General features: G+C 63.0%; 22 protein-coding genes and 1 pseudogene. 9 read left to right on the forward strand and 14 right to left on the reverse strand.

The genetic code is table 11. The features are described from left to right. Positions 1–4 precede the first annotated feature (4 nt). The 6 genes from L610_RS05430 to ehuB all read right to left on the reverse strand — a co-directional run bounded on the left by L610_RS05430 (position 5) and on the right by ehuB (position 5,108). The gene (locus L610_RS05430) at positions 5–997 is read right to left on the reverse strand and encodes a cyclodeaminase (protein ID WP_144703184.1); all 993 of its coding nucleotides are present in this window, start codon (positions 995–997) and stop codon (positions 5–7) included. Then, the gene (eutB, locus tag L610_RS05435; RefSeq protein ID WP_144703188.1) at positions 987–1,994 is read right to left on the reverse strand and encodes a hydroxyectoine utilization dehydratase EutB; all 1,008 of its coding nucleotides are present in this window, start codon (positions 1,992–1,994) and stop codon (positions 987–989) included. Before eutB ends, L610_RS05430 begins: the two co-directional genes overlap by 11 nt. After that, on the reverse strand, positions 1,991–2,812 hold the full coding sequence (gene ehuA / locus L610_RS05440; protein ID WP_144703191.1) for an ectoine/hydroxyectoine ABC transporter ATP-binding protein EhuA: 822 nt from the start codon (positions 2,810–2,812) through the stop codon (positions 1,991–1,993). Before ehuA ends, eutB begins: the two co-directional genes overlap by 4 nt. Then, positions 2,812–3,480, reverse strand: coding sequence for an ectoine/hydroxyectoine ABC transporter permease subunit EhuD (ehuD, locus tag L610_RS05445; RefSeq protein WP_144703194.1), 669 nt, complete (start codon positions 3,478–3,480; stop codon positions 2,812–2,814). Before ehuD ends, ehuA begins: the two co-directional genes overlap by 1 nt. 1 nt (position 3,481) lies before the next feature. Next, a complete protein-coding gene (gene ehuC, locus L610_RS05450; RefSeq protein ID WP_144703197.1) occupies positions 3,482–4,147 on the reverse strand; it encodes an ectoine/hydroxyectoine ABC transporter permease subunit EhuC in 666 nt (221 codons plus the stop codon). A gap of 106 nt (positions 4,148–4,253) precedes the next feature. Further along, positions 4,254–5,108 carry an ectoine/hydroxyectoine ABC transporter substrate-binding protein EhuB gene (gene ehuB, locus L610_RS05455; protein WP_144703200.1) on the reverse strand — a complete coding sequence of 285 codons (855 nt, stop codon included), beginning with the start codon at positions 5,106–5,108 and terminating at the stop codon, positions 4,254–4,256. Positions 5,109–5,290: 182 nt separating this feature from the next. Between ehuB and doeA the strand changes: the two genes are divergently transcribed. From doeA to L610_RS05470, 3 genes are read left to right on the forward strand one after another with little or no spacing between them, the layout of a single operon-like run. Then, positions 5,291–6,475 carry an ectoine hydrolase DoeA gene (gene doeA, locus L610_RS05460; protein WP_144703203.1) on the forward strand — a complete coding sequence of 395 codons (1,185 nt, stop codon included), beginning with the start codon at positions 5,291–5,293 and terminating at the stop codon, positions 6,473–6,475. Positions 6,476–6,481: 6 nt separating this feature from the next. Then, the gene (gene argE / locus L610_RS05465; RefSeq protein WP_144703206.1) at positions 6,482–7,657 is read left to right on the forward strand and encodes an acetylornithine deacetylase; all 1,176 of its coding nucleotides are present in this window, start codon (positions 6,482–6,484) and stop codon (positions 7,655–7,657) included. Further along, positions 7,654–8,397, forward strand: a complete 744-nt coding sequence (locus L610_RS05470) for a GntR family transcriptional regulator (RefSeq protein ID WP_246658925.1) — start codon at positions 7,654–7,656, stop codon at positions 8,395–8,397. The genes argE and L610_RS05470 overlap by 4 nt, the downstream gene beginning before the upstream one ends. 27 nt (positions 8,398–8,424) lie before the next feature. On the opposite strand, the gene L610_RS05475 is transcribed toward L610_RS05470, so the two are convergent. The 7 genes from L610_RS05475 to L610_RS05500 form a co-directional block, all read right to left on the reverse strand. Then, complete coding sequence (locus tag L610_RS05475) at positions 8,425–9,036, reverse strand: glutathione S-transferase family protein (RefSeq protein ID WP_144703209.1); 612 nt, start codon at positions 9,034–9,036, stop codon at positions 8,425–8,427. Between the two features lie 26 nt (positions 9,037–9,062). Continuing rightward, positions 9,063–9,482 (reverse strand): carboxymuconolactone decarboxylase family protein, encoded by a 420-nt coding sequence (locus tag L610_RS05480; RefSeq protein WP_144703212.1) that lies wholly within the window; start codon positions 9,480–9,482, stop codon positions 9,063–9,065. 117 nt (positions 9,483–9,599) lie between these two features. Then, a complete protein-coding gene (locus tag L610_RS20150) occupies positions 9,600–9,773 on the reverse strand; it encodes a hypothetical protein (RefSeq protein ID WP_186441352.1) in 174 nt (57 codons plus the stop codon). Further along, on the reverse strand, positions 9,770–11,125 hold the full coding sequence (locus L610_RS05485; protein ID WP_144703215.1) for an amidase: 1,356 nt from the start codon (positions 11,123–11,125) through the stop codon (positions 9,770–9,772). Before L610_RS05485 ends, L610_RS20150 begins: the two co-directional genes overlap by 4 nt. After that, on the reverse strand, positions 11,115–12,536 hold the full coding sequence (locus tag L610_RS05490; RefSeq protein WP_144703218.1) for a TRAP transporter large permease subunit: 1,422 nt from the start codon (positions 12,534–12,536) through the stop codon (positions 11,115–11,117). Before L610_RS05490 ends, L610_RS05485 begins: the two co-directional genes overlap by 11 nt. Then, the gene (locus L610_RS05495) at positions 12,536–13,147 is read right to left on the reverse strand and encodes a TRAP transporter small permease subunit (protein WP_144703221.1); all 612 of its coding nucleotides are present in this window, start codon (positions 13,145–13,147) and stop codon (positions 12,536–12,538) included. The genes L610_RS05490 and L610_RS05495 overlap by 1 nt, the downstream gene beginning before the upstream one ends. 150 nt (positions 13,148–13,297) lie before the next feature. Beyond that, the gene (locus L610_RS05500) at positions 13,298–14,443 is read right to left on the reverse strand and encodes a TRAP transporter substrate-binding protein (protein WP_144703224.1); all 1,146 of its coding nucleotides are present in this window, start codon (positions 14,441–14,443) and stop codon (positions 13,298–13,300) included. 464 nt (positions 14,444–14,907) lie between these two features. Here L610_RS05500 and L610_RS05505 point away from each other — a divergent pair, with 464 nt between their 5' ends. From L610_RS05505 to L610_RS05530, 6 genes and pseudogenes are all read left to right on the forward strand, one after another. Then, a complete protein-coding gene (locus L610_RS05505) occupies positions 14,908–15,909 on the forward strand; it encodes a Tim44-like domain-containing protein (protein WP_371712958.1) in 1,002 nt (333 codons plus the stop codon). Positions 15,910–16,429: 520 nt separating this feature from the next. After that, a complete protein-coding gene (locus L610_RS05510; RefSeq protein WP_144703227.1) occupies positions 16,430–17,257 on the forward strand; it encodes a cytochrome c oxidase subunit II in 828 nt (275 codons plus the stop codon). Positions 17,258–17,342: 85 nt separating this feature from the next. Next, complete coding sequence (ctaD, locus tag L610_RS05515; protein ID WP_024846745.1) at positions 17,343–19,115, forward strand: cytochrome c oxidase subunit I; 1,773 nt, start codon at positions 17,343–17,345, stop codon at positions 19,113–19,115. After that, positions 19,112–19,812 (forward strand): annotated as a pseudogene (locus tag L610_RS05520) (cytochrome c oxidase subunit 3). The gene ctaD and the pseudogene L610_RS05520 overlap by 4 nt, the downstream one beginning before the upstream one ends. A 12-nt stretch (positions 19,813–19,824) precedes the next feature. Beyond that, entirely contained in the window at positions 19,825–20,544 is a 720-nt protein-coding gene (locus tag L610_RS05525) for a heme-copper oxidase subunit III family protein (RefSeq protein ID WP_144703230.1), read from the forward strand. Positions 20,545–20,553: 9 nt separating this feature from the next. Continuing rightward, positions 20,554–20,940: a cytochrome C oxidase subunit IV family protein gene (locus L610_RS05530; protein WP_371712959.1), complete on the forward strand. Its 387-nt coding sequence runs from the start codon at positions 20,554–20,556 to the stop codon at positions 20,938–20,940. Positions 20,941–21,014: 74 nt separating this feature from the next. Here L610_RS05530 and L610_RS05535 read toward each other — a convergent pair whose 3' ends face one another. Then, the gene (locus L610_RS05535; protein WP_144703233.1) at positions 21,015–21,821 is read right to left on the reverse strand and encodes a DUF2189 domain-containing protein; all 807 of its coding nucleotides are present in this window, start codon (positions 21,819–21,821) and stop codon (positions 21,015–21,017) included. Positions 21,822–21,840: the final 19 nt, after the last annotated feature.

The raw sequence follows: 21,840 nt of genomic DNA on the forward strand, positions 1-21,840 counted from the left end.
TGCCTCAGGTCATGAAGGCGGCACCGGCTCCGCGCTGCCGCGCCCGCTCCATGGCGAAGGTGGCGATGGCCGTGTCCTGCGCGCCGGTGCCGGTCAGGTCACAGATCGTGATCTGGTCGTCGGACGTGCGTCCGGGATGCCGGCCGCAGAGAAGGTCGCCGAGTTCAGGCGGCGGCACCTTCTTCCACACACCCGCTTCAACCGCGCTGCGCAGTTCGCCGAGCTTCTCGCATTGGCTAAGGCGGTCGCAGACATAGAGGTCCGCCGCTACCAGCGCGGCCGGGTCAATCTCGTTCTTGCCGGCCTGGTCCGACCCCATGGCAGTGATGTGGAGCCCCGGATGGAGCCAGTCGGATCGGATCAGCGGTTCTTCCGACGGGGTCGTGGTCACAACCAGCTGGCTTTGCGCGACCACGTCCCGCGGGTCGGCAACGGCCTCAGCGCGAATGCCGAGGCGTTCGGCGAGATCGGCGGCGCATTTTTCAGCCTTCTCGACGTCGCGACCCCATACGACCACGTTCCTGAAGGGCTGCACGAGATGCGCCGCTTCGAGCTGCAGCCGTGCCTGCCCGCCGGTGCCGATCACGCCCGCAGTCTGGACGTTACCCGGCGCGAGGTGCTTCGCCGCGACAGCCCCTGCAGCGGCGGTGCGGACATCGGTGAGATAGCCATTGTCGAGAAGCAGAGCTTCGACCAGCCCGGTTTTCGCCGAGAACAGGATCATCAGCCCGTTGAGGCTCGGCAGGCCTATCTTGGGATTGTCAAAGAAGCCAGGGCTGACCTTGATGGCGAAGCTGTCGAAGCCGGGAATGTAGGCAGTCTTGACGTCCACCTCCCCATTCGCCTGCGGAATCGCCATCGACATGATCGGCGGCATGATCACCTTGCCGGTCCCAAGCGCGAGGAAGGCGCGTTCGACCACGTCGACGGCTTCACGGTCGAGCTTTACCAGGCCGCGCAGATCGGACTCGGTCAGGATCTTCACCTCATGCGGCATAGGCGCGTCCTTCGATTGTCTTGTCGCCGAGCGTCACGCTGCGACCCGAAACGACTTCGGTGAACATGGACATGTCGAGGTTGCGGCCGGTCAGGATGGTGGCGATCGGGCCTCGCACCGGGCCGATCTTACCTGCCTTGGCGGCAGCGATGCCGACGACGCTGGCACCTTCCGCGACCATGCGATCCTCATAGTAGAGCGTCTGCAGGGCGTCGTAGATATCTTCTTCGCTGACGAGCACGCAGTCATCGAGAAGTTCACGACACATGGCGAAGGTGAGCTGGTTCTCCGTGCCGATCCCTCCGCCGAGCGAGTCCGCGAGGCTGGGCACCTCCTCCACCTCCACGGGCTCGCGCGCCTTGAGGGACTGGTACATCGCCGCGCCCCGGTCCATCGTCACGCCGATCACCCTGATCCAAGGCTTGATTTCCTTGGCCGCGCGGGCAACGCCGGCGGCAAGCCCGCCGCCCGAAAGCGGTACGAGGATGGTGGAAAGGTCCGGGCAGTCCTCGAGAAGTTCAAGCCCGATTGTGCCCTGCCCTGCTATGACCAGGGGATGATCGAAGGGCGGAACCTCAATGAGGCCTTCCTCACGCGCGAGCCTGCTGCTCTCGGCTTGCGCATCGTCTTGGCTCGAACCGACGATCCGCACGTCGGCGCCAAGTGCCCTGATGCCATCCACCTTCGCCTGCGGAACCAGTGACGACATGCAGATCACTGCCCGGAGGCCGAGAGCTTTTGCTGCGTAGGCAATGGCGCGGCCGTGGTTGCCGGTGGAACAGCAGGTGACGCCAGTGGTCCCCTCCGGAAGGTTGATGAGCGCGTTGGTCGCGCCGCGTATCTTGAAGGCGCCCGTCGGCTGGGTCATTTCCAGCTTCAGCAGGAAGTCGTGGCCGACAAGGCGGCTCATGTAGGGCGAAGGCACCAGTGGCGTGCGGGCTGCGCCTTTGGTGATGTTGGAGCGAGCCGCCCAGATGTCGGAAATGGCGACAGTCACACCGCCTCCTTCACGGCTCGCAGGAACTGCTGGGTCCGTTCCTTCTGCGGATGGTTGAACAGTTCGTCCGGAGTGCCCTGTTCCTCGATCCGGCCGCCGTAGAAGAAACAGATGCGGTCGGAGATATCACGGGCAAAGCCCATCTGGTGGGTCACCATCAGCATGGTGAGGTTGTGTTCGGAAACGAGCTTGCGAATGACATTGGTCACCTCGCCGATGACTTCCGGATCAAGCGCGGACGTGACCTCGTCGAACAGCATCACCTTGGGCCGCATCGCCAGCGCGCGAGCAATCGCTACGCGCTGCTGCTGTCCGCCCGACAGGCGCGAGGGGTGCTGGTCGCGCTTGTCGGCCATTCCGACCATGGCAAGCAGCTCTTCGGCGCGTTCCTGCGCATCCTTCTTCGGCATGCCGAGGACGTGCACCGGTCCTTCCATGCAGTTCTCCAGCGCCGTCATGTGCGGGAACAGGTTGAACTGCTGGAAGCACATGCCGATTTTCGAGCGGATCTGCCGGACATGCCGCCGGTTGGCCGGCACCAGCCGATCGCCCTGTGGCATGTGCGTGAGTGGATCGCCGTCGACGTAGATGACGCCGCCATTGATGGTCTCAAGCGTCATCAGCATGCGCAGCACGGTCGTCTTGCCGGAGCCCGACGGGCCGATGATGGTAACCATCTCCCCCTCTGCAACATCGAGATCGAGCGCATCCAGCACCGTCAGGCTGCCATAGCTCTTGGTGACATTCGCGAACCGCACCATCGGGCGGTCAGGGCCTTCGAGCTTGAGTGGGTAGCCGGTCAGGTCGTTCTCGCGCATCAGATCATTCCCAGTTTCCGGCGCAGCCACGCCTCGAAGAGACGTATGGCGGCGGCGGTTGGCAGCGACAGGGCCAGGAAGATGACCCCGACCATCGTATAGGGTTCAAGGAATCGGTAGGTTTCGGAGCCAATCGCATTGGCGGTGTGCATCAGCTCGGCAACGCCGATGACCGAGAGCATGGGCGTGTCCTTGAGGATGCCGACAAGGTAGTTTCCCATGCCGGCCAGCGACGGCGGCATCGCCTGTGGGATGATGACGCGAAAATAGGTGCGCGCCGTCGAAAGGTTGAGCGATGTCGCAGCTTCCCACTGCCCCTTCGGCACGCTGTCCAACCCGCCGCGGTAGACCTCCGAGAGATACGCCGCATAGTGCAGACCGATCGCGATCATGCCGGCGGTCCAGGGCGACAGCCGGATGCCGAACTGCGGCGCGACGTAGAAGACGAAGAAGATCTGCAGCACCAGCGGCGTCGATCGGATGAACTCGACGATTTCGCGCACGACCATGGTGAAGGCGCGCGATGGAGTACGTTGCGCCAGCGCCAGAACGAGGCCGAGTACCACCGCGATCGCATAGCCGAGGCCTGCGGCCAGCAACGTGTTCCCAGTCGCCACGAACAGACGGGGCAGGATGTCGAGGGTAAAATCCCAGCGCCAGTCGAGCATTTCACGCCCTCCCGAGCTTGCGCTGCATGAACCGTTCAAGCCAACGCATGAATGGCGTAATCATGAAGCGCGCGAGGATGTAGTAAATCACCAGCGCCGTGCCGAAGGACTCGGCCGACATGAAGGTCGTGCCGTTGATCTGCTTGACCTGGAACATCAGGTCGGCAACCGCGATGAGCGCAACGAGCGCCGTGCCCTTCAGCAACTCGATCAGCAGGTTGCCCCACGATGGCAGCATGATCAGCAGCGCCTGCGGCAGGATGATCCGCAGCATGCGCTTCGTGGGCGTCATGTTGATCGCCTGTGCGGCCTCCCACTGGCCTCTCGGCACCGACAGGATCGCGCCGCGCACGAGCTCCGCGCCATACGCGCCGAGGTTCATGCCAACAGCGACGAAGCCAGCGGTGAACTTCTCGAGCGTGATGCCGAAGAGCGGCAGGACGAAGAAGATCCAGTAGAGCTGTACGAGAAGCGAGGTTCCCCGGAATATCTCGATGTAGATGGTAGCACCCGCACGGACGAAAAAAATTCTCGACATCCGCATCAACCCAGCCGCCAGGGCGATCGCCATGGCGAGCAAAGCAGAGAGGATGGTGAGGACGATCGTGACAAGCGTTCCGCTGAGGATGCGGTCGCCGTACTGGCTGAGAAATTCGAGGTAGGACATCCGCTCGGCCTTTCCCGTCAGCGCCTTGAAGGCGGGAGGCTGTAACCGTCCGGCAGGGCGCCGGAGGAGCAGCGGGCCGGTGATCCCGGCCCGCGCAGCTACGAGATCAGCGGTTTGCGCACACCCATTCCGTGGTCTGGTCGCCCGGCAGCGAGGCCTCGCCGTAGCCGTACTCGGCTACGGCCGACATCATCGCTTCCGAACCAATGTATTCCTTCAGCGCGGCGTTGAACTTGTCGAGGAAGTCCTCGTCGGCCTTGCGAAAGCCGATGCCCGCCCAGTTGAACGACTCTTCCGGCATTGCTGTGGGATCGCTCGCTTCCACTGCCCCGTTCGAGCTGTCAGCAAGCTGCTTCATCGTGAAGTAGGTACCTGCACCTGCATCGGCACGGCCAGCGCGCACGGCAGCCAGAATCTCCGTCGGGCCCGGCACCTGCATGATATTCGCTTCCGGCACGCCCGCGGCCTTGGCTGCCTCGATGTTCGAGTAACCGGCGCCCGTCACCATGATGGCATCGGCGCTCTTCAGGCTCTCATAGTTTGAGATGTTCTTCGGGTTGCCCGGCGCGAGGATGAAGCCGTCGCCAACGGTGGCTATTGGCTCGGAAAAGGCGATGTTTTCGCAGCGGCTGGCAAGGATGTTCATGCCGCCGGTTACGATGTCGAACCGGTTGGCGTTGAGGCCGGGGATCAGCCCGCCCCATTCGGTTTGCACCGGCTCGATCTTCTCGTAGCCCATGTTCTTGAGCACGGCGATCGTCATCACGTTGACGAAGCCCTTTGGGCTGCCGTCGTCGCCGGGATAGGCGAAGGGAATTTCGTTGGCGAAGCCGATGCGGATCGGCTCGCCGCTTTCGGCGCGTTCGAGCAGCGACTGTGCGATGGCCGAGCCGGCGAATGATCCGACGGCAAGGGCAGCCATGCCCAGAGCGCCGATATGCCTGAGAAGCGTGCCTTTCATTGGTTGTCTCTCCTGTGTTCCACCGGCTTCATTTTCTATTGTTGTGCACAACATCTCGCAGGGTGCGGGATGTGTCAACGGTTTTCTGGTTCAAACGCTGCGGCAACCGTGGGGTTATTGCTTTCCATTTTCATAGATGTACACATTAGTCAGCCGACGCACCCAGAGCTACGGGAGGGGCCATGCCCGCCGCACACCTGCCATTCTCAAGAAATGAATATTCCCGCCGCCTGACGAAAGTGCGCCGCTCTATGGAAGAACGTGGAGTAGACGTGCTGTTTGTCGAGGACCCGTCAAACATGGCGTGGCTTACAGGCTACGACGGCTGGTCGTTCTACGTGCACCAGGGTGTGATCGTCTTCCACGACGCAGACCCTATCTGGTGGGGTCGTGGCCAGGATGCGAACGGCGCGATCCGCACCGTCTGGATGAGCGATGACCGGGTCATCGGCTATGCCGATAATTTCGTGCAGTCGACGGTGCGCCACCCGATGCAGGACCTCGCCTCGATCCTGCGCGAAAAGGGATATGCGAACAAGCGCATCGGGCTGGAGCTTGAGAACTACTACTTCTCCGCGAAAGCCTATCTCGTCCTCAAGGAAGAGCTTCCCCAGGCTGAGTTCATCGATGCCACGGCGCTTGTGAACTGGCAGCGCGGCGTGAAGTCGGACGAGGAAATCGCCTTCATGCGCAAGGCGGCGCGCATCGTGGAGAACATGATCGACGGCGTCATGGAGCGCGTCGAGCCTGGCCGGCCGAAGAACGAGGTCGTCGCGGAAATTTATGGAGATGCAATACGGGGCGTTGATGGCGCGTGGGGGGATTACGCGGCGATCGTGCCGCTGCTTCCATCTGGCACGGATGCTGCCGCGCCGCATCTGACCTGGGACGGACGCCCGTTCCAAAAGGGTGAAGCAACCTTTTTCGAAATCGCAGGCTGCTACCGGCGCTACCACGTCCCCTTCTGCCGCACGCTCTATCTCGGCAAGCCGCCGCAGGAGATGCTCGATGCGGAGAAGGCGCTGGTCGAGGGTCTGGAGGCAGGCCTTGAGGCGGCGCGGCCGGGCCGGCCCGCGGGCGAGGTCGCGAAAGCGCTGTTTGGCGCGCTCGAACGCGCCGGCATCAAGAAGGACAGTCGCTGCGGCTATCCGATCGGAATTTCCTATCCGCCCGACTGGGGCGAGCGCACGATCTCGTTCCGCAAGGAGGAGGAGACGATCCTGGAATCGGGCATGACCTTCCACTTCATGCCCGGCCTGTGGATGGAGAACTGGGGTCTCGAAATCACTGAAAGCATCTTGATCCGCGAGAGCGGCCCCGCCGAGTGCCTCTGCGACCGCCCGCGCAAGCTTTACGTCAAGGACTGACGCGGCATGGACATGCTCCAGCGCACCCGGGAAGTGCTGGCCGATCTCGTTGCCTTCCCGACAGTCTCGTCGGAGAGCAACCTAGAGCTGATCACCTATGCGGCGGAGCTTCTGTCGGACACAGGAGCGTCGATCTCGTTGTCGCGCGATGAGACGGGCACCAAGGCAAACCTCTTCGCGACATTGGGGCCGGAGGGGGACGGTGGGATCGTTCTGTCTGGTCATACCGATGTCGTACCGGTCGATCCCGAAGAATGGACAAGCGATCCGTTCAAGCTCGCCGAGCGCGGTGACCGTCTTTATGGCCGAGGCACCTGCGACATGAAGGGATTCATCGCCGCCGCAATCGCGATGGCGCCGCGCTTTGCCGCCGCCCCGCTCAGGCGGCCGCTGCATTTCGCCTTCACCTATGACGAGGAGGTCGGCTGCTTCGGCGCCCGCGCGTTGGTGCAGGAACTCGAACGCGCCGGCATTCGTCCGGCCGTCGCCATCATCGGCGAGCCGACGTCGATGGGTGTCATCGAGGGCCACAAGGGCTGCTACGAATACACGACCGAGTTCACCGGCCTCGAGGGCCATGGCTCCCAGCCGGACAGGGGCGTCAACGCGGTTGAATATGCGGCCCGCTACATCTCGCGGATGCTCGACCTTGGTGAGGAGATGAAGGCGCGCGCGCCGTCCGCCAGCCGTTTCGACCCACCCTGGACGACACTGCAGGTCGGCCGCATTGAGGGCGGCAAGGCACGCAACGTCATTGCCGGCAGTTGTGCGATCGAATGGGAGATGCGTCCCATCAGCAGTGCCGACGCCACCTACGTCAAAGGCCAGCTTTCCGACTATGTCGGCAGCGTCCTCCTGCCGTCGATGCGTACCGTCTGTCCCCATTGCGACATCGTCACCCGCACCATCGGCGAGGTCGAGGGGCTGCAGGTCGTTGAGGATTCGGAAGCGCGCCGGATCGTCATGGAACTGACCGGGGCGGAGCACGCCGAGGTGGTCCCCTTCGGCACCGAGGCTGGCCTGTTCCAGTCCGCTGGTATCTCCTCGATCATTTGCGGGCCGGGCTCGATCGAACAAGCTCATAAACCTGACGAGTTCATATCAATCGACCAGCTTGCCGCCTGCCTCGAAATGCTCGACAAGCTTTCGCTAAAGCTGTCGGACCAGGGGGCGGACGGTTGAACCAGGATACGATCGTTTTGGAAGCACCAGCCGACGATCACGGAATACCTGAGGAAGGCGCGAGGGCGCGGTTCGCACGCATCTATGAGACGCTGCGAACGCGCATCTGCCTGCTCGACTATCGGCCAGGCAGCCGGCTACGCGAGGAGGATCTTGCCGAGGAATTCGGTGTCTCGCGCACCCCGGTACGCCGGGTTCTCGTCAAGCTCGAGGCCGAAGGTCTGCTGCGCTCGGTCCATGGCGTCGGCACCATCGTCACCGACATCGACGTCGATGCGCTCGCGCAGGTTTACGAGATGCGGGTCGAGCTTGCCGAGCTGATTGGCAAGCTGTCTCCGGTCAGGGTTGACGATGCACTGGTGACACGGTTCCGCGACATCCGGGAGCGCTGCGACCGGCTGGTGCGCGCCGGCGACATCCGGGAGTTCTCCCGGCTCAACATGGAATTCTTCCATCTCTTCACGAGCCTGACCCGCAATGAGCCGCTGCGAGAGATCAGCGAGCGGCTCTACTACCAGACCGCGCGCATCTGGATGAAGACGGCGCTGCAACTGCGCAGTTCGAAGGAGCTGCTCGAAAACGAGTTCCTGACCTTCCAGCGCGAGGTGGCGGACATTACCGAGGCCGTGGAACACGGCGACCTCGCTGCCGCCGGCCACGTCCGCCGCGTCCACATCGCCCTCTCCTACGCCCGCATCAAGAAAGCGGCTCGGGAAAACTCGGGCGGGGAACCGACTTAGTCCCCAGGCGAAAGCGCCGCTGAACCCTCAGGGCAGCCACTCCATCGGAACGTGGCCCTCGTGGGTGGCGACACGCTCAAGCCAAGCCGTGATGTGCGGGAAGCGGGTCATTTCGTAGCCCGCGAAGGCAGCGTCCTGGGTGTAGGCATAAAGCGCGATGTCGGCGACGGTGTAGTCGTCGCCGGCCATGAAGCGCGTCTTTTCCAACCGCGTCTCCATCACAGCAAGTGCCTTATGTCCGCCTTCCAGCAACTGCGCCACGCGCTCCGGCGTCGCCTGGTGCGCGCGTTCCGGATACTTTTTCAGCGCCCGCAGCACGGCGATGTAAGGTTCGTGGCTGTACTGCTCGAAGAACATCCACTGGTAGACCAAGGCTCGCTCAAACCCTGCGTCCGGCAGATAGGATGTGCCCTCCGCAAGATAGAGCAGCATGGCATTCGATTCCGCCAGGATCCGTCCATCCTCGAGTTGCAGCAGCGGCACCTTGCCGTTCGGGTTGAGCGCGAGAAATTCGGGCGAGTGCGTCGACCCGTCCATCGCATTGACCTCGACGTGGCGGAACGGCCGCCCAAGCTTGGCCAGAAGCAGCCGCGGCTTGTAGCAATTGCCACTGGAACTCATTCCATAAAGCGTCAGCATCGGCCCTCCCCGGATCCGTAGCGCGGTTACCGGTCTTGTCTACCCAGATCAAACTCGGGATCGACCGGAATTTGCATGGCGTTTGCCAGATGATTGGTCTGGGCGGCGAGGCCGATTACCGCCAGCAGCTCGCCATATTGCTGGTCGGTCATGCCCTTGGCCCGGGCCGCGGCTGCGTGCGAATGGACGCAATAGGAACAGCCGTTGGCGGTCGAGACGGCGATGTACAGCATCTCCTTCGTCAGCGGGTCGAGCGAACCTTCCGCGACCATCACCTCTTTGAGCTGTTGCCATATCGCCTTCAGTCTGACCGGGTCATTTGCGAGCCCGCGCCAGAAATTGTTGACGAAATCGGACTTCCGCGTCTTTCGGATGTCGTCAAAGACCTCCCTGACCGCGGGAATGGTCTCGGCTTCCTCGTCGCTGATCAATCGGACGGTAGACATCAGATCTCCTAAACTCTCTCCCTGCGGACAGCAGCAGGGTGCCGGCCGCGTCCGCCAGCAACGAATAAGGCATTGCCGGCGCCCGAAAGGCAATCGTGTCTTGAGAGGGTGCGCCGACTACCTCCCGCCACCGCCCGCCCGGAACAGCTCGCGCCAGAAGTCGAAGGCGGCTAGCAGGAAGCACAAGACGGCGAGCACAATCAGGTCGAGGCTCGGCACCCAGATCGGCACCACGCAGAGGAACAGCGCGAGGCCAATCAGCGAAATCAGTGCGAGAAGCCTGTCGGTCATGCGGGAACCTCCTCGTTCAGCAGGCGCACCAGCCAGCGGGCTGTGCGCAGCAGCCGTGCATCCTGGCCGGCAGCGCCGACGAGCTGTACTCCGAGCGGCAGGCCGCTCGGCCCGGCGAGCAGCGGCAGGCTGAGCGCCGGGAGTCCGAGATAGGTCCAGGGGGTGCAGAACACCGGATCGCCGGTCGACTCCAGCCCTTCCGGCGCTTCACCGGGCGCGGCCGGTGTGACGATCGCATCAAAGCGGTCGAAAAGTGCTTCGAGCGATGAGCGCAGGACAGGCGCCATATCACGCGCCCCCAGATAGTCGGGGGCGGAAACGCCGCGGCCCTCGGCCACCAGATCGCGGATCTTGTCGGAGCATTGCTCGGGCGCGCGGTCGACATAGTGCCCGAGATTGCGGGCCATCTCGGCCGTCATGATCGCGCGATGCCAGCCATAGGCACGGGCGAAGGGCTCCGGCAGCTCCACGTCATCAAGCCGGTCTCCCAGCGCCGCGACCAGTTCGGCAAAGGCGGCCACTGTCCCCTCCTCGGCGTGGCTCCACGCCGGCGTCCGGATAAAGGCGAGCGCCGGCGCCACGGGCGGCTCTGAGAGAGCTGTTGCCGTCAGCGGTCCCGGGCTCGCCCCTGCCCCGGTGTCGCGGCCGTCCGGCCCCATGAGGGCTTCGGCCAGCGCCATGTCCTCAAGGTTCCGAGCGAACAGGCCGACATGGTCGAGGCTTTGAGAGGCAGTGAGCATGCCCGTGCGCGGGATCGCTCCGAAGGACGGCTTGAAGCCGACCGTGCCGCAGAAGGAAGCCGGCCTGATCACCGATCCATTGGTCTGGCTGCCGAAGGCGAGCGGCACCATTCGGCACGCCACCGCCGCGGCCGAGCCGCTCGAAGAGCCGCCCGGTGTGCGGGAGGGATCGTGCGGATTACGTGTCTTGCCGGGATGGAAGTAGGCGAATTCGGTCGTGACTGTCTTGCCAAGGATGATGGCACCTGCCGCATGCAGGCGCCGGATCAGCGCTGCGTCCTCCAGCGGCATCCTTCCCGCGTCGATCGGCGAGCCGTTACCGGTGGGCATGCCCTTCACGTCGATGATGTCCTTGATGCCGACCGGCACGCCGTGGAGCGGCCCCAAAGGCATGCCCAGCTTGCGGCGGCGGTCTCTTTCCTCGGCTTCGGCCATCGCCTTGTCGCGGTCGAGGAACACCCACGCCTGCACCCGCTCCTCCTCGGCATCAATGCGTGCGAGGCAGGCGGCAACCAGTTCCGCGGATGACATCGCGCCCTCGGCAATGCGCCATGCCGCCTCGCGGGCACCGAGCGCTGCGGGATCGGCAGCAGGAATGCGCTTAGCGGCCATAGACCAGCTCCGGCAGAGCGAAGACGATGGACGGGAACAGGTAGATCAGCAACATCGAGAGGAACACCATGGCGAGATAAGGCATGCACCCGGCAAAAATCTGCGTCAGCCGCACGTGCGGTGGCGCGATACCCTTGAGGTAATAGGCTGACATCGCCATCGGCGGGGTCAGGAAAGACGTCTGCAGATTCAGCGCCACGAGCACGCCAAAGAACAGCGGATCCACGCCGAAATGCGACAGGAGCGGCAGGAAGATCGGCACGAAGATGATGATGATCTCCGACCACTCCAGCGGCCAGCCCAGCAGGAAGATGATGAGCTGGGCCATGATCAGGAAGGTGATTGGCGAGATGTCGAGGCCGGTCACGAACTCGCTGATCAGCCGCTCGCCGCCGAGATAGGAGAAGACGGAGGCGAATACCCACGAGCCGACGAACAGCCAGCACACCATCGCCGTCGTTTTCAGCGTCAGATAAACGGACTCGCGCAGCCGCTGCCATGTGAGCGCGCGATAGAGCACCGCAAGCAGCAGGCCTCCGAGCGCTCCGGCAGACGCGGCCTCGGAGGGTGTGGCAAGTCCAAACAGGATCGAGCCCAGAACGGCGAGGATCAGGAAGGCCAGCGGAACGAAAGACGTCAGGATCATGAGGATCAGCTGGCCGAGCGGCGTGTCTCCGACGTCCTCGTCGCGCGGCTTCGGTGCGATGTTCGGCTGCAAGATCGCGCGGATGATTACATAGACGAGGTAGAGCCCCGCCAGCAGGAACCCCGGCAGCAGCGCACCGGCATAGAGGCGCACGATCGAGACGCCGGATGCAGCGGCATAGACGATCAGCATGATCGACGGCGGGATCAGGATGCCGAGCGTGCCGCCGGCGCAGATGACGCCGGAGGCAAAGCTCGTATCGTAGCGCGCCTTGAGCATCGCCGGAAATGCGAGGAGGCCCATCAGCGTCACCACCGCGCCGACGATGCCAGTTGCCGTCGCAAACAGCGCGCAGGTGATCAGCGCCGCCACGGCCATGGAACCCGGCACGCGGCGCGCTGCGACGTAGAGGGTCGAAAACAGCCGGTCAACGATATTGGCGCGCTCGACGATATAGCCCATGAACAGGAAGAGCGGCACGGCCGTCAGCACCTCGTTCGCCATCACCGAATAGGTCTGGTTCACGAACAGGTCGAAGATCCGGTTGTTGAAGAACCCCTCGATCCAGCTTTGCCACTGCGTCCAGGTATCGGCGCCGTCCGCGACCGCGCGTTCGTAGGCGCGCCACATCCGGCGACCGTCGAAATAGGCGTAGTAGCCGAAGCCCACCCCCAGCGCCATGAGCGTGAAGGCGATCGGAAAGCCGAGGAAAATGACGAGGATGAAGATCCCCAGCATCATGATCGCAATTTGCGGGTCGGTCATCATTCCCCCCTTATCCGCCCGGCCATCAGGGCGGCGTCTTCGCCGTGACCGGCGGCAACCTGCTTGACCAGTTGATCTTCGAGTTCCTCGACGTCCTCCTCATGCGGCAGCCAGGCGCCGTTGCGGATGCACAGGATGCAGCGGCAGACTTGGGCAATTCCCTGCATGAACAGGAGAACCCCGGCCGCGACGAGAACCGTCTTGAAATGGAAGATCGGGATGCCGGCCGGCGAGTTCGTGCTGACTTCGAGATAGCGCCAGCTGCGCCCGGCATATTTCCAGCCCGCGAAGATGAGGGCGAGGATTCCGGGAAAGAAGAACAGGAAGTAGAGAACCAGCTCGATCGATGCCTGCGCCCTCGGCGACCACAGCCGATAGAGGAAGTCGCCTCGCACGTGCCCGTTGCGCGAGAGCGTGTAGGCGCCGCCCATCATGAAGAGCGTGCCGTAGAGAATGTAGGACATGTCGAAGGCCCAGCTTGTGGGCGCACGGAAGAGGTAACGTACCATTACCTCGTAGCCCATCCCGAAGGCCATCATCAGGATCAGCCAGGCGAAAGCCCGGCCGACCCAGCCCGAGATGCGGTCGATGAAGAAGATGAGGCGCGTCATCGCAGCGGTTCACCTGGCGAAGGAGACGGGGAAGCACCGCCGGCCGAAAAGACGGCGGCGCTGACGTGACGCGAAGGCGGGGGCAAGCCCCACCCTCGCCCGCGGCGGGAGCCGGCGGAACGCGACCTGCGCTCCCGACTCCGAACATTGTCAGGTCTTGAGCTTGCCCGGGAAGTAGTGCTCGTAGGCAAGGGCGTAGTCGGGCGCGTTCATCAGCTCATAGAAGACCGTGCGCTCGACCCACTGGCGCTGGCTTTCCATGCATCGCTTCATGAACTCGTCCTCCTCGAGCTCCTTGATGAGCTCGTCCCAGGCATTGAGCTGGGCATCGAGGATTTCCTGCGAGGTCCGGTGCACGGTGACGCCGTGCTCATCCTGCAAGGTCTGCAGATCCTTGGAGTAGAAGTCGAGGGCAAGCGCCGTGTTCGCCATGGTGATCGCCTCGACGCCGTACTTCAGGATAGCCTGCAGGTCCGGCTCCAGATCGTCGAAGAAGTCCTTGTTGAACAGGAACTCGAACGATTCTGACGCCTGGTGATAGGACGCCAGGAAGTAGTTCTTGGCGACGTCCTGCGCACCGAAGCGAAGGTCTGAAGATGGATTGTTGAACTCGAAGGCGTCGATCACGCCGCGTTCCATGGCCGGCACGATTTCGCCGCCCGGTATCTGGGCGATGCTCATGCCGAGCTTCTGCAGAAGGTCGGCGGCGAGACCCACGGTGCGGTATTTGTAGCCCTGCAGATCCTGGATCGTCGCGACCGGGTTCTTGAACCAGCCGAACGGCTGCGCAGGCATGGGGAAGCCGTAGAAGCCGTAGAGGTTCAGGCCCATGATCTCCTGGGTAAGCTCGGCATACAGCTCCTTGCCGCCACCCTGGTAGAACCACCCGAGCATGTTGAGCGCGGTGCCGCCCCAAACCGGGCCGGTACCAAAGAGAGAGGCAGCCTTGTGCTTGCCATACCAATAGACGGGCACTGTATGCGCGGCGTCGAGCACGCCGTCATTGACGGCGTCGAGCACCTGGAAGGCGCCGACCACCGCGCCAGCGGGCAGAAGATCGATTTGGATACGGCCGCCCGACATTTCCTGTACGCGCTCGACATACTGGCGGGCAAAATCCATCCAGATGTCGCCCGACGGCCAGGACGTCTGCATTTTCACGACGACGGGACTTTGGGCCAGTACGGCCGGAGCGGCGAGACTGCTTGCTGCGGTACCACCAGCGGCCAGCAAGCTTCCCTTCAAAAATTGCCTGCGAGACGCTGGAGCGGATGCGTGTTTAACTGCTACCGACATTCTATCCTCCCGTTTCATGTCGACAGTTTCAGTCCGGGGCCGGCTCCCCTTGGTATTTATGCCCGGCGATTCCTCCAATTCCGTCACATAACCTTCGCATCAACTGCGATGGATCACCAGCCGTAAATCATTGCAGCTGACGAAGTCTAGTACAAAAGGATGAGATTGGGGAGAGATACTGCCTCATCCTTTCCACCCATTGTACGCTTTCGCACCTAGTGGACCTCGTAGCGGCTGGTGCGGCTCAGGGCGATGGTCGAATGAGCAGATCACAGCCAATAGCTTGCATCGACATATTGTCCGAAGCCTTGATCCATCGCCTGCCTGTCCTTGCAACCACGGCAGCAGATTGCCATATCCGGCGCAGCGGATCGGCCGATCGGGCGCACGTGGCAAGAGCGCCTTCGGCCCGTCCTGAACGACGCATGCCGTCTTCGCGGCGACCACGGGGAGAATACGTTTCAATGATGCGTTTCGGACGCTTTCGAATTCTTGCGCTTTTGGCAGCGATTTTTGCCGGGGTGATGCTTGTCGCGACCGACTTCGCCGAGGCGCGACGCGGTGGCAGCTTTGGCAGTCGCGGCTTCCGCACCCAGCAGGTCGTTCCGCCCACCCGGACAGCCCCGAACGCGACCGCGCCGGTCGAGCGCAGCATGACGCCTGCGCCCAGCGCAACGAGCCGCCAGCAGCAGACTCTGGGCCAGCAGCGCCCGGGCCTGTTCGGCGGTCTCGGCGGCGGGCTGATGCGGGGCATTCTGATCGGCGGCCTGCTCGGCATGCTGTTCGGCTACGGCTTTGGCGGCATGGCGGGCGCCGTCGGCTTCCTCGTCCAACTGCTGCTGATCGGTGGCCTCATCTGGTTGGCCATGGCCTTTTTCCGCTCGCGCAGCCAGCCGGCAACCGCCGGCGGTCCCCGCGCTTCTGCTAATGTGCATGAAGCAGACTTTGGCCAGTCCTACCGGCGCGATGCGGCACCTCAGTCCGGCCGCACCCCGTCCGGCTTCACCTTGCCACGCATCGGCGGTGGCGCTGCCCTGGCTTCCGCACCGCAGATGACCGACATTTCGCTCGATCAGTCCGATCTCGACACGTTCGAGAAGAGGCTCGCCGAGGTGCAGCAGGCCTTCGCCGATGAGGACCACGCAGCGCTTCGCCACCTCTCAACTCCCGAGATGGTGTCGTTCTTCTCGGAGGAACTGGCGGATAACGCCAAGCGCGGGGTGCGCAACGAGGTCACCGGCGTAAAGCTCCTGCAGGCGGACATTGCTGAAGCGTGGAACGAAGGAGCGGACGATTATGCCACCGCCGCCTTCTGCTACGAGTCGATCGACGTCCTGCGCGATCGCGCCACCGGCGCGCTGGTCAGCGGTGTTGAGGAGCCGACCGAGACGGTGGAACTCTGGACCTTCGTGCGCAGGAACGGCGGAGATTGGAAGCTGTCGGCGATCCAGGAGGCAACGGCCTGAACGGGACAAGTCCGGCCGCTGGCACACTTCGTCCGCGGCCGGTCGGTCTTTTTCGGCCGCGGACTTAGTTCGAACACAATGGTCTCCTATGTATCGGTCATCAGCCGATGCAGGCATGAACGTCCCGCGAGATGCGCGGTGAGGCTCTTGAAGCAAAAGGCTGAATTTGATCCGATTGACCCGCGCTGACCATGAATGTACCGGCAGCGTGACGAAATGTCTCGGAGACCAGAGGAAAGCGGGCCCCAGCCCGCTTTTTTTGTACCTTGAGCGGGAGCTCCAGCAGGTCCCGCGATATCTCCACCGATAGCAGACCGTCGCGTCTGAGCATCACCGTCAGTGGTGCCAGTCGGTGACGATGCGTTCGGGCTCGTCACTGCGGCTCCTTTCAGTCAGTCAATTAGCACCTGCTTATGCAAGGTTGCCACTGACACTAGAATTTCGGGCGCAAATCGCGCACAATGAGACAGACATTTGGGCGGGGAGGAATTCAGACGTCCCGAATGTCGGTGAATAGAGTATGGCTATTGCAATCGTACTCGTCCTTGTTGTCGCGGGCTCCGTGCTCTTTCACGTATTGAGCCCGTGGTGGTTCACACCGATTGCCTCCAACTGGAGCTACATCGACAACACTCTCGTCATCACCTTCTGGATTACCGGCATCGTCTTCGCGGCTGTCGTCCTCTTCATGGCCTATTGCATCTGGCGCTTCCGCCATCGCGAAGGGACGAAGGCCGACTATGAACCCGAGAGCGGCCGGCTCGAGGGCTGGCTGACGGTCGTTACCGCCATCGGTGTCGCGGCGCTGCTTGCGCCTGGCCTCTATGTCTGGTCACAGTTCGTTTCGGTGCCGGACGATGCCACCGAGGTCGAGGTTGTCGCCCAGCAATGGCAGTGGAGTTACCGGCTGCCAGGCGCCGACGGCAAGCTCGGCACGTCCGAGGCCCGGCTGATCAGCCCGGAAAACCCGCTCGGCGTCAATCCGGAGGATCCCGTAGGGCAAGACGACGTGATCGTCGAGGCTGCCGACCTCCACCTTCCGGTCGACAAGCCGGTCAAGATGCTGCTGCGCTCGATCGACGTGCTGCACGATTTTTACGTGCCTGAATTCCGCGCCAAGATGGACATGGTGCCGGGTTCCGTCACCTATTTCTGGTTCACGCCAATTCGCACCGGCACCTTCGAGGTGCTCTGTGCAGAGCTCTGCGGCGTCGGCCACGGCTTCATGCGCGGCATCGTGATGGTCGACACGGAGGAAGACTACCAGGCCTGGCTTCAGGAGCAGTCCACCTTCGCGCAGCTGAGCGGCACCGAAGTCGGTATGGCCGATGGAGAGACCACGAAATGATGACGGAGGAGGCGGCATAACACGGCAATAGACGTGACGGGGTTCGGGCCGCCTCGGGCCCCGCCGGAGTGCTGGAGGTGACATCATGGTCGAATTTACGCCTCGTACGACCGATGCGATCCCGCCTGCTGAAGTTCCGGATGTCGAGCTCTACCATCCGCACAGCTGGTGGACGACCTATGTGTTCTCGCAGGACGCCAAGGTCATCGCCATCCAGTATTCGAGCACCGCGATGGCAATCGGCCTGGTGGCGCTGGTGCTGTCCTGGCTGATGCGGCTGCAGCTCGCCTTCCCCGGCACCTTCGACTTCATCACCCCCGAGGCTTACTACCAGTTCGTGACCATGCACGGCATGATTATGGTCGTGTACCTGCTGACCGCCCTCTTCCTTGGCGGCTTCGGCAACTACCTCATCCCGCTGATGGTGGGCGCGCGCGACATGGCGTTCCCCTATCTCAACATGCTGTCCTACTGGATCTATCTAGCCGCCGTGCTGGTGCTGGTGGCGAGCTTCTTCGCGCCCGGCGGGCCCACGGGTGCCGGCTGGACGCTCTATCCGCCGCAGGCGATTCTCGGCGGCACGCCGGGCGGCCAGCAGGCCGGCATCCTGATCATGCTGTTCTCGCTGATCCTGTTCATCATCGGCTTCACGATGGGCGGCCTGAACTATGTGGTCACCGTGCTGCAGGGCCGCGCCCGCGGCATGACGCTGATGCGTATGCCGCTCACCGTCTGGGGCATCTTCACCGCGACCGTGATGGCGCTGCTCGCCTTCCCGGCACTGTTCGTTGCAGCGGTCATGATGCTATTCGACCGGCTGCTCGGCACCAGCTTCTTCATGCCGGCGCTGGTCGAGATGGGCGAACAGCTGAGCTATGGCGGCGGCAGCCCGATCCTGTTCCAGCACCTGTTCTGGTTCTTCGGCCATCCGGAGGTCTACATCGTCGCGCTGCCCGCCTTCGGCATCGTCTCAGACCTCATCAGCACCCATGCGCGCAAGAACATCTTTGGTTACCGCATGATGGTGTGGGCGATCGTGGCGATCGGCGCGCTGTCGTTCATCGTCTGGGCGCACCACATGTATGTCAGCGGCATGCACCCCTATTTCGGCTTCTTCTTTGCGACGACGACGCTGATCATCGCGGTGCCGACCGCGATCAAGGTCTACAACTGGGTGCTGACGCTCTGGCGCGGCGACATTCACCTCACCATTCCGATGCTGTTTGCGCTGGCCTTCATCGTTACCTTCGTGAATGGCGGGCTCACGGGCCTCTTCCTCGGCAACGTCGTGGTCGACGTCCCGCTCTCGGACACGATGTTCGTGGTGGCCCACTTCCACATGGTGATGGGCGTGGCGCCAATTCTCGTCATCTTCGGCGCGATCTACCACTGGTACCCGAAGATCACCGGGCGGATGCTCAATGAGGTAATGGGTCACTTCCATTTCTGGGTGACCTTCATCGGCGCCTACCTGATCTTCTTCCCGATGCACTATGTCGGGCTGGTCGGCGTCCCGCGCCGCTATCCGGAACTTGGCGAAACCGCGTTCATCCCGGAATCGGTGCACACGCTCAACGAATTCATCACCATCGCCGCGCTCGTCGTCGGCTTTGCGCAGCTGGTTTTCCTGTTCAACCTGTTCTGGAGCCTGAAGAACGGCCGCGAGGCCGGCGGCAATCCGTGGCGCGCGACCACTCTTGAGTGGCAGACTCCGACCACCCCGCCCCCTCACGGCAACTGGGGCGACAGGCTGCCGGTGGTCTATCGCTGGGCCTATGACTACAGCGTGCCCGGCGCGCCGCAGGACTTCATTGCGCAGAACGATCCGTGGCCGAACAAGCCGGTGGTGCACAGATGAGCGTGGTCATCGTCTTCATCCTGGTGATTGCCGGCATCTCCCTCTGGTGGCTGAGCCACCAGAGGCTCATGTCTAAGCCCTGGCTCGAACAGGGTGTCGATGTCGCCGGGAGCACCGAGCCGAGCCTGATGCCGACGGAAAAGATCGGCCTCGGCGTATTCCTTGCTGTCGTCGGCTGCCTGTTTGCGCTTTTTGCCAGCGCCTACTTCATGCGCATGGAGCTCTCCGACTGGCAGGCGATGCCGCTGCCGGGGATCCTCTGGTTCAACACCCTCGTCCTGGTGCTGAGTTCGGTCGCGCTGCAGATTGCCGTTGCGGCCTCGCGCCGCGAGCAGATCCAAACGGTACGGCTGGCGCTGGTCACCGGCGGGCTGACATCGCTCGTGTTTCTGGCCGGCCAGCTTGTCGCCTGGCGGCAGCTCAACGCCACCGGCTACCTGCTCAAGCCAACCCGGCGAACAGCTTCTTCTATCTGCTGACTGCCCTGCACGGGCTGCACATCATCGGAGGTATCATCGGGCTTGGCCGCACCATGGCGAAGGCCTGGGCGCCCGCACCTCGCCCGCGCCTGCCGCTCAGCATCGAGCTCTGCGCCATGTACTGGCACTTCCTGCTGTTCATCTGGCTGGCGATACTGGTGCTGTTTGCCGGATGGGCCGCCGGTTTCGTCGAAATCTGCCGTCAGTTGCTGACCTGAAGGAGGAAGCGAATGGCCGAGACGACGCTTTCTCACGTATCACCGCAGATGAGGCCGAGCGGCCTCAGGGGCGTCGCCGCGGACTGGTCGTCGGACCAGCGGGCGTTCAAGAACGTATCCTGGGGCAAGGCGATGATGTGGGTGTTCCTGCTCAGCGACACCTTCGTCTTCGGCTGCTTCCTCATCGCCTACATGACGGCGCGCATGTCGACCGTCGAGCCGTGGCCGAATGCGAGCGAGGTTTTCGCCCTGCACCTGTTCGGTCGTGACCTTCCCCTGATCCTGATCGCCATCATGACCTTCGTGCTGATCTCCTCGTCAGGCACCATGGCGATGGCAGTGAACTTCGCCTACCGGCGCGATCGCAAGCGCACGGCGATCCTGATGCTGCTGACGGGCGTGCTTGGCGCGACCTTCGTCGGCATGCAGGCGTTCGAATGGTCGAAGTTGATCATGGAAGGCGTGCGCCCGTGGGGAAATCCCTGGGGTGCTGCACAATTTGGCTCGGCCTTCTTCATGATCACCGGCTTCCACGGAACCCACGTGACGATCGGTGTGATTTTCTTGCTGATAGTCGCCCGCAAGGTCGCACGCGGTGACTACGACACTGGCGCGCGCGGCTTCTTCACGAGCCGCAGGGGCAATTACGAGAGCGTCGAGATCATGGGCCTCTACTGGCACTTCGTCGATCTCGTCTGGGTCTTCATTTTCGCGTTCTTCTATTTGTGGTGAGGAAGAGAGATGGTTGAGGCAACCGGACACAGGATGGGCTCGTTCGACGGTCAGGAGCAGCCTGCGGCGGTGGCTCACACCGACAGCCATCAGGAGCATCCGATCAAGCTCTACCTGGTCGTCTGGGTGTGGCTGTTCATCCTCAGCGCGTGCTCCTATCTCGTCGACTACTTCCAGCTCCAGGGCATGCTGCGCTGGTCGCTGATCATCATCTTCATGCTGCTCAAGGCAGGCCTGATCGTCGCCATCTTCATGCACATGGCGTGGGAACGGCTGTCGCTCGTCTACGCGATCCTTGTGCCCCCGCTCGTGGTGCTGGTGTTCGTCTGGATCATGACGGTGGAGTCCCACTACACGCTCTGGACCCGCATGACCTTCTTCGGCGCCGCGCCCTGACAGGGAGGCTCGACACGAGGAAAAATGCTGGCTTTGCTCCGACCGGGCTTGCCGACCGGAGCAATCAGGAAGCCTCAGCGCCTCGGCGCAGGCTCCGTCACCTTCCGGTAAAGATGCCATGTTGCATGGCCGAGGATCGGCAGGACGACGGCAAGGCCGGCAAACGCCAGCGCCGAGCCAATCATCAGGCCGATCGCCACCATCAGGCCCCAAACTGCCATCGGGATCGGGTTCGTCAGCACGGCGCGCATTGAGGCGCGAACGGCTTCCAGCGCGCCAACGTCGCGGTCGAGCAGCAACGGGAAGGCGATGACCGTGGTCGACAGCACCACCAGCGCGAACATGAAGCCGATCGCGTGGCCGACGATGATGAGCGTCCAGCCCCGGTCGGTGGAGTAGATCTCACGCAGGAACGTGCCAATCGATTCAGGCGGGGTGCGGCCGAACAGGTTCTCGTAGAACGCCTGCGCGGTGAGCAGCCAGGCGAGGAAGATAACGAGGAGCATGCCGCCCACGGCGGCGATTGCCGGCAATGCTGGTGAATTGCGAACCTCGAACGCGTGCCACCAGGAGGCGTCCAGCCCGAGCTCGCGCCTGCGGCTTATCTCATAAAGGCCGATGGCGGCGAACGGGCCGATCAGCGCAAAGCCAGAGATCAGCGGGAACAGCAGCGGCAGGGCGTTCGCACCCGAAGTCCACGTCGCCAGGAAGACGCCGACGATCGGGTAGATCATGCAGAGAAAGACGATGTGGGACGGTTTTACCATGAAATCGTCGATGCCCTTGCGTAGGGCATCCGTGAGATCAGAGATGCTGATCTTCCGGACACGAACGTGTTCCTGAATTTCAGTGGCGCCTGCAATCACGTGAAAGCTTGCCATGACCGGTGTCCTCCTAGAC

This window comes from Aminobacter sp. J44, assembly GCF_007829415.1.
Taxonomy (GTDB): domain Bacteria; phylum Pseudomonadota; class Alphaproteobacteria; order Rhizobiales; family Rhizobiaceae; genus Aerobium.

Excerpts from the sequence above, each read along its gene's own strand:
- L610_RS05505 (WP_371712958.1), top strand. The coding sequence starts at position 14,908 with ATGATGCGTTTCGGACGCTTTCGAATTCTTGCGCTTTTGGCAGCGATT.
- L610_RS05535 (WP_144703233.1), bottom strand. The coding sequence starts at position 21,821 with ATGGCAAGCTTTCACGTGATTGCAGGCGCCACTGAAATTCAGGAACAC.
- L610_RS05510 (WP_144703227.1), top strand. The coding sequence starts at position 16,430 with ATGGCTATTGCAATCGTACTCGTCCTTGTTGTCGCGGGCTCCGTGCTC.
- L610_RS05530 (WP_371712959.1), top strand. The coding sequence starts at position 20,554 with ATGGTTGAGGCAACCGGACACAGGATGGGCTCGTTCGACGGTCAGGAG.
- L610_RS20150 (WP_186441352.1), bottom strand. The coding sequence starts at position 9,773 with ATGACCGACAGGCTTCTCGCACTGATTTCGCTGATTGGCCTCGCGCTG.
- ehuC (WP_144703197.1), bottom strand. The coding sequence starts at position 4,147 with ATGTCCTACCTCGAATTTCTCAGCCAGTACGGCGACCGCATCCTCAGC.
- L610_RS05430 (WP_144703184.1), bottom strand. The coding sequence starts at position 997 with ATGCCGCATGAGGTGAAGATCCTGACCGAGTCCGATCTGCGCGGCCTG.
- L610_RS05485 (WP_144703215.1), bottom strand. The coding sequence starts at position 11,125 with ATGGCCGCTAAGCGCATTCCTGCTGCCGATCCCGCAGCGCTCGGTGCC.
- ehuD (WP_144703194.1), bottom strand. The coding sequence starts at position 3,480 with ATGCTCGACTGGCGCTGGGATTTTACCCTCGACATCCTGCCCCGTCTG.
- L610_RS05475 (WP_144703209.1), bottom strand. The coding sequence starts at position 9,036 with ATGCTGACGCTTTATGGAATGAGTTCCAGTGGCAATTGCTACAAGCCG.
- ehuA (WP_144703191.1), bottom strand. The coding sequence starts at position 2,812 with ATGCGCGAGAACGACCTGACCGGCTACCCACTCAAGCTCGAAGGCCCT.
- L610_RS05490 (WP_144703218.1), bottom strand. The coding sequence starts at position 12,536 with ATGACCGACCCGCAAATTGCGATCATGATGCTGGGGATCTTCATCCTC.
- L610_RS05525 (WP_144703230.1), top strand. The coding sequence starts at position 19,825 with ATGGCCGAGACGACGCTTTCTCACGTATCACCGCAGATGAGGCCGAGC.
- ctaD (WP_024846745.1), top strand. The coding sequence starts at position 17,343 with ATGGTCGAATTTACGCCTCGTACGACCGATGCGATCCCGCCTGCTGAA.
- L610_RS05500 (WP_144703224.1), bottom strand. The coding sequence starts at position 14,443 with ATGTCGGTAGCAGTTAAACACGCATCCGCTCCAGCGTCTCGCAGGCAA.
- L610_RS05495 (WP_144703221.1), bottom strand. The coding sequence starts at position 13,147 with ATGACGCGCCTCATCTTCTTCATCGACCGCATCTCGGGCTGGGTCGGC.
- doeA (WP_144703203.1), top strand. The coding sequence starts at position 5,291 with ATGCCCGCCGCACACCTGCCATTCTCAAGAAATGAATATTCCCGCCGC.
- ehuB (WP_144703200.1), bottom strand. The coding sequence starts at position 5,108 with ATGAAAGGCACGCTTCTCAGGCATATCGGCGCTCTGGGCATGGCTGCC.
- L610_RS05480 (WP_144703212.1), bottom strand. The coding sequence starts at position 9,482 with ATGTCTACCGTCCGATTGATCAGCGACGAGGAAGCCGAGACCATTCCC.
- argE (WP_144703206.1), top strand. The coding sequence starts at position 6,482 with ATGGACATGCTCCAGCGCACCCGGGAAGTGCTGGCCGATCTCGTTGCC.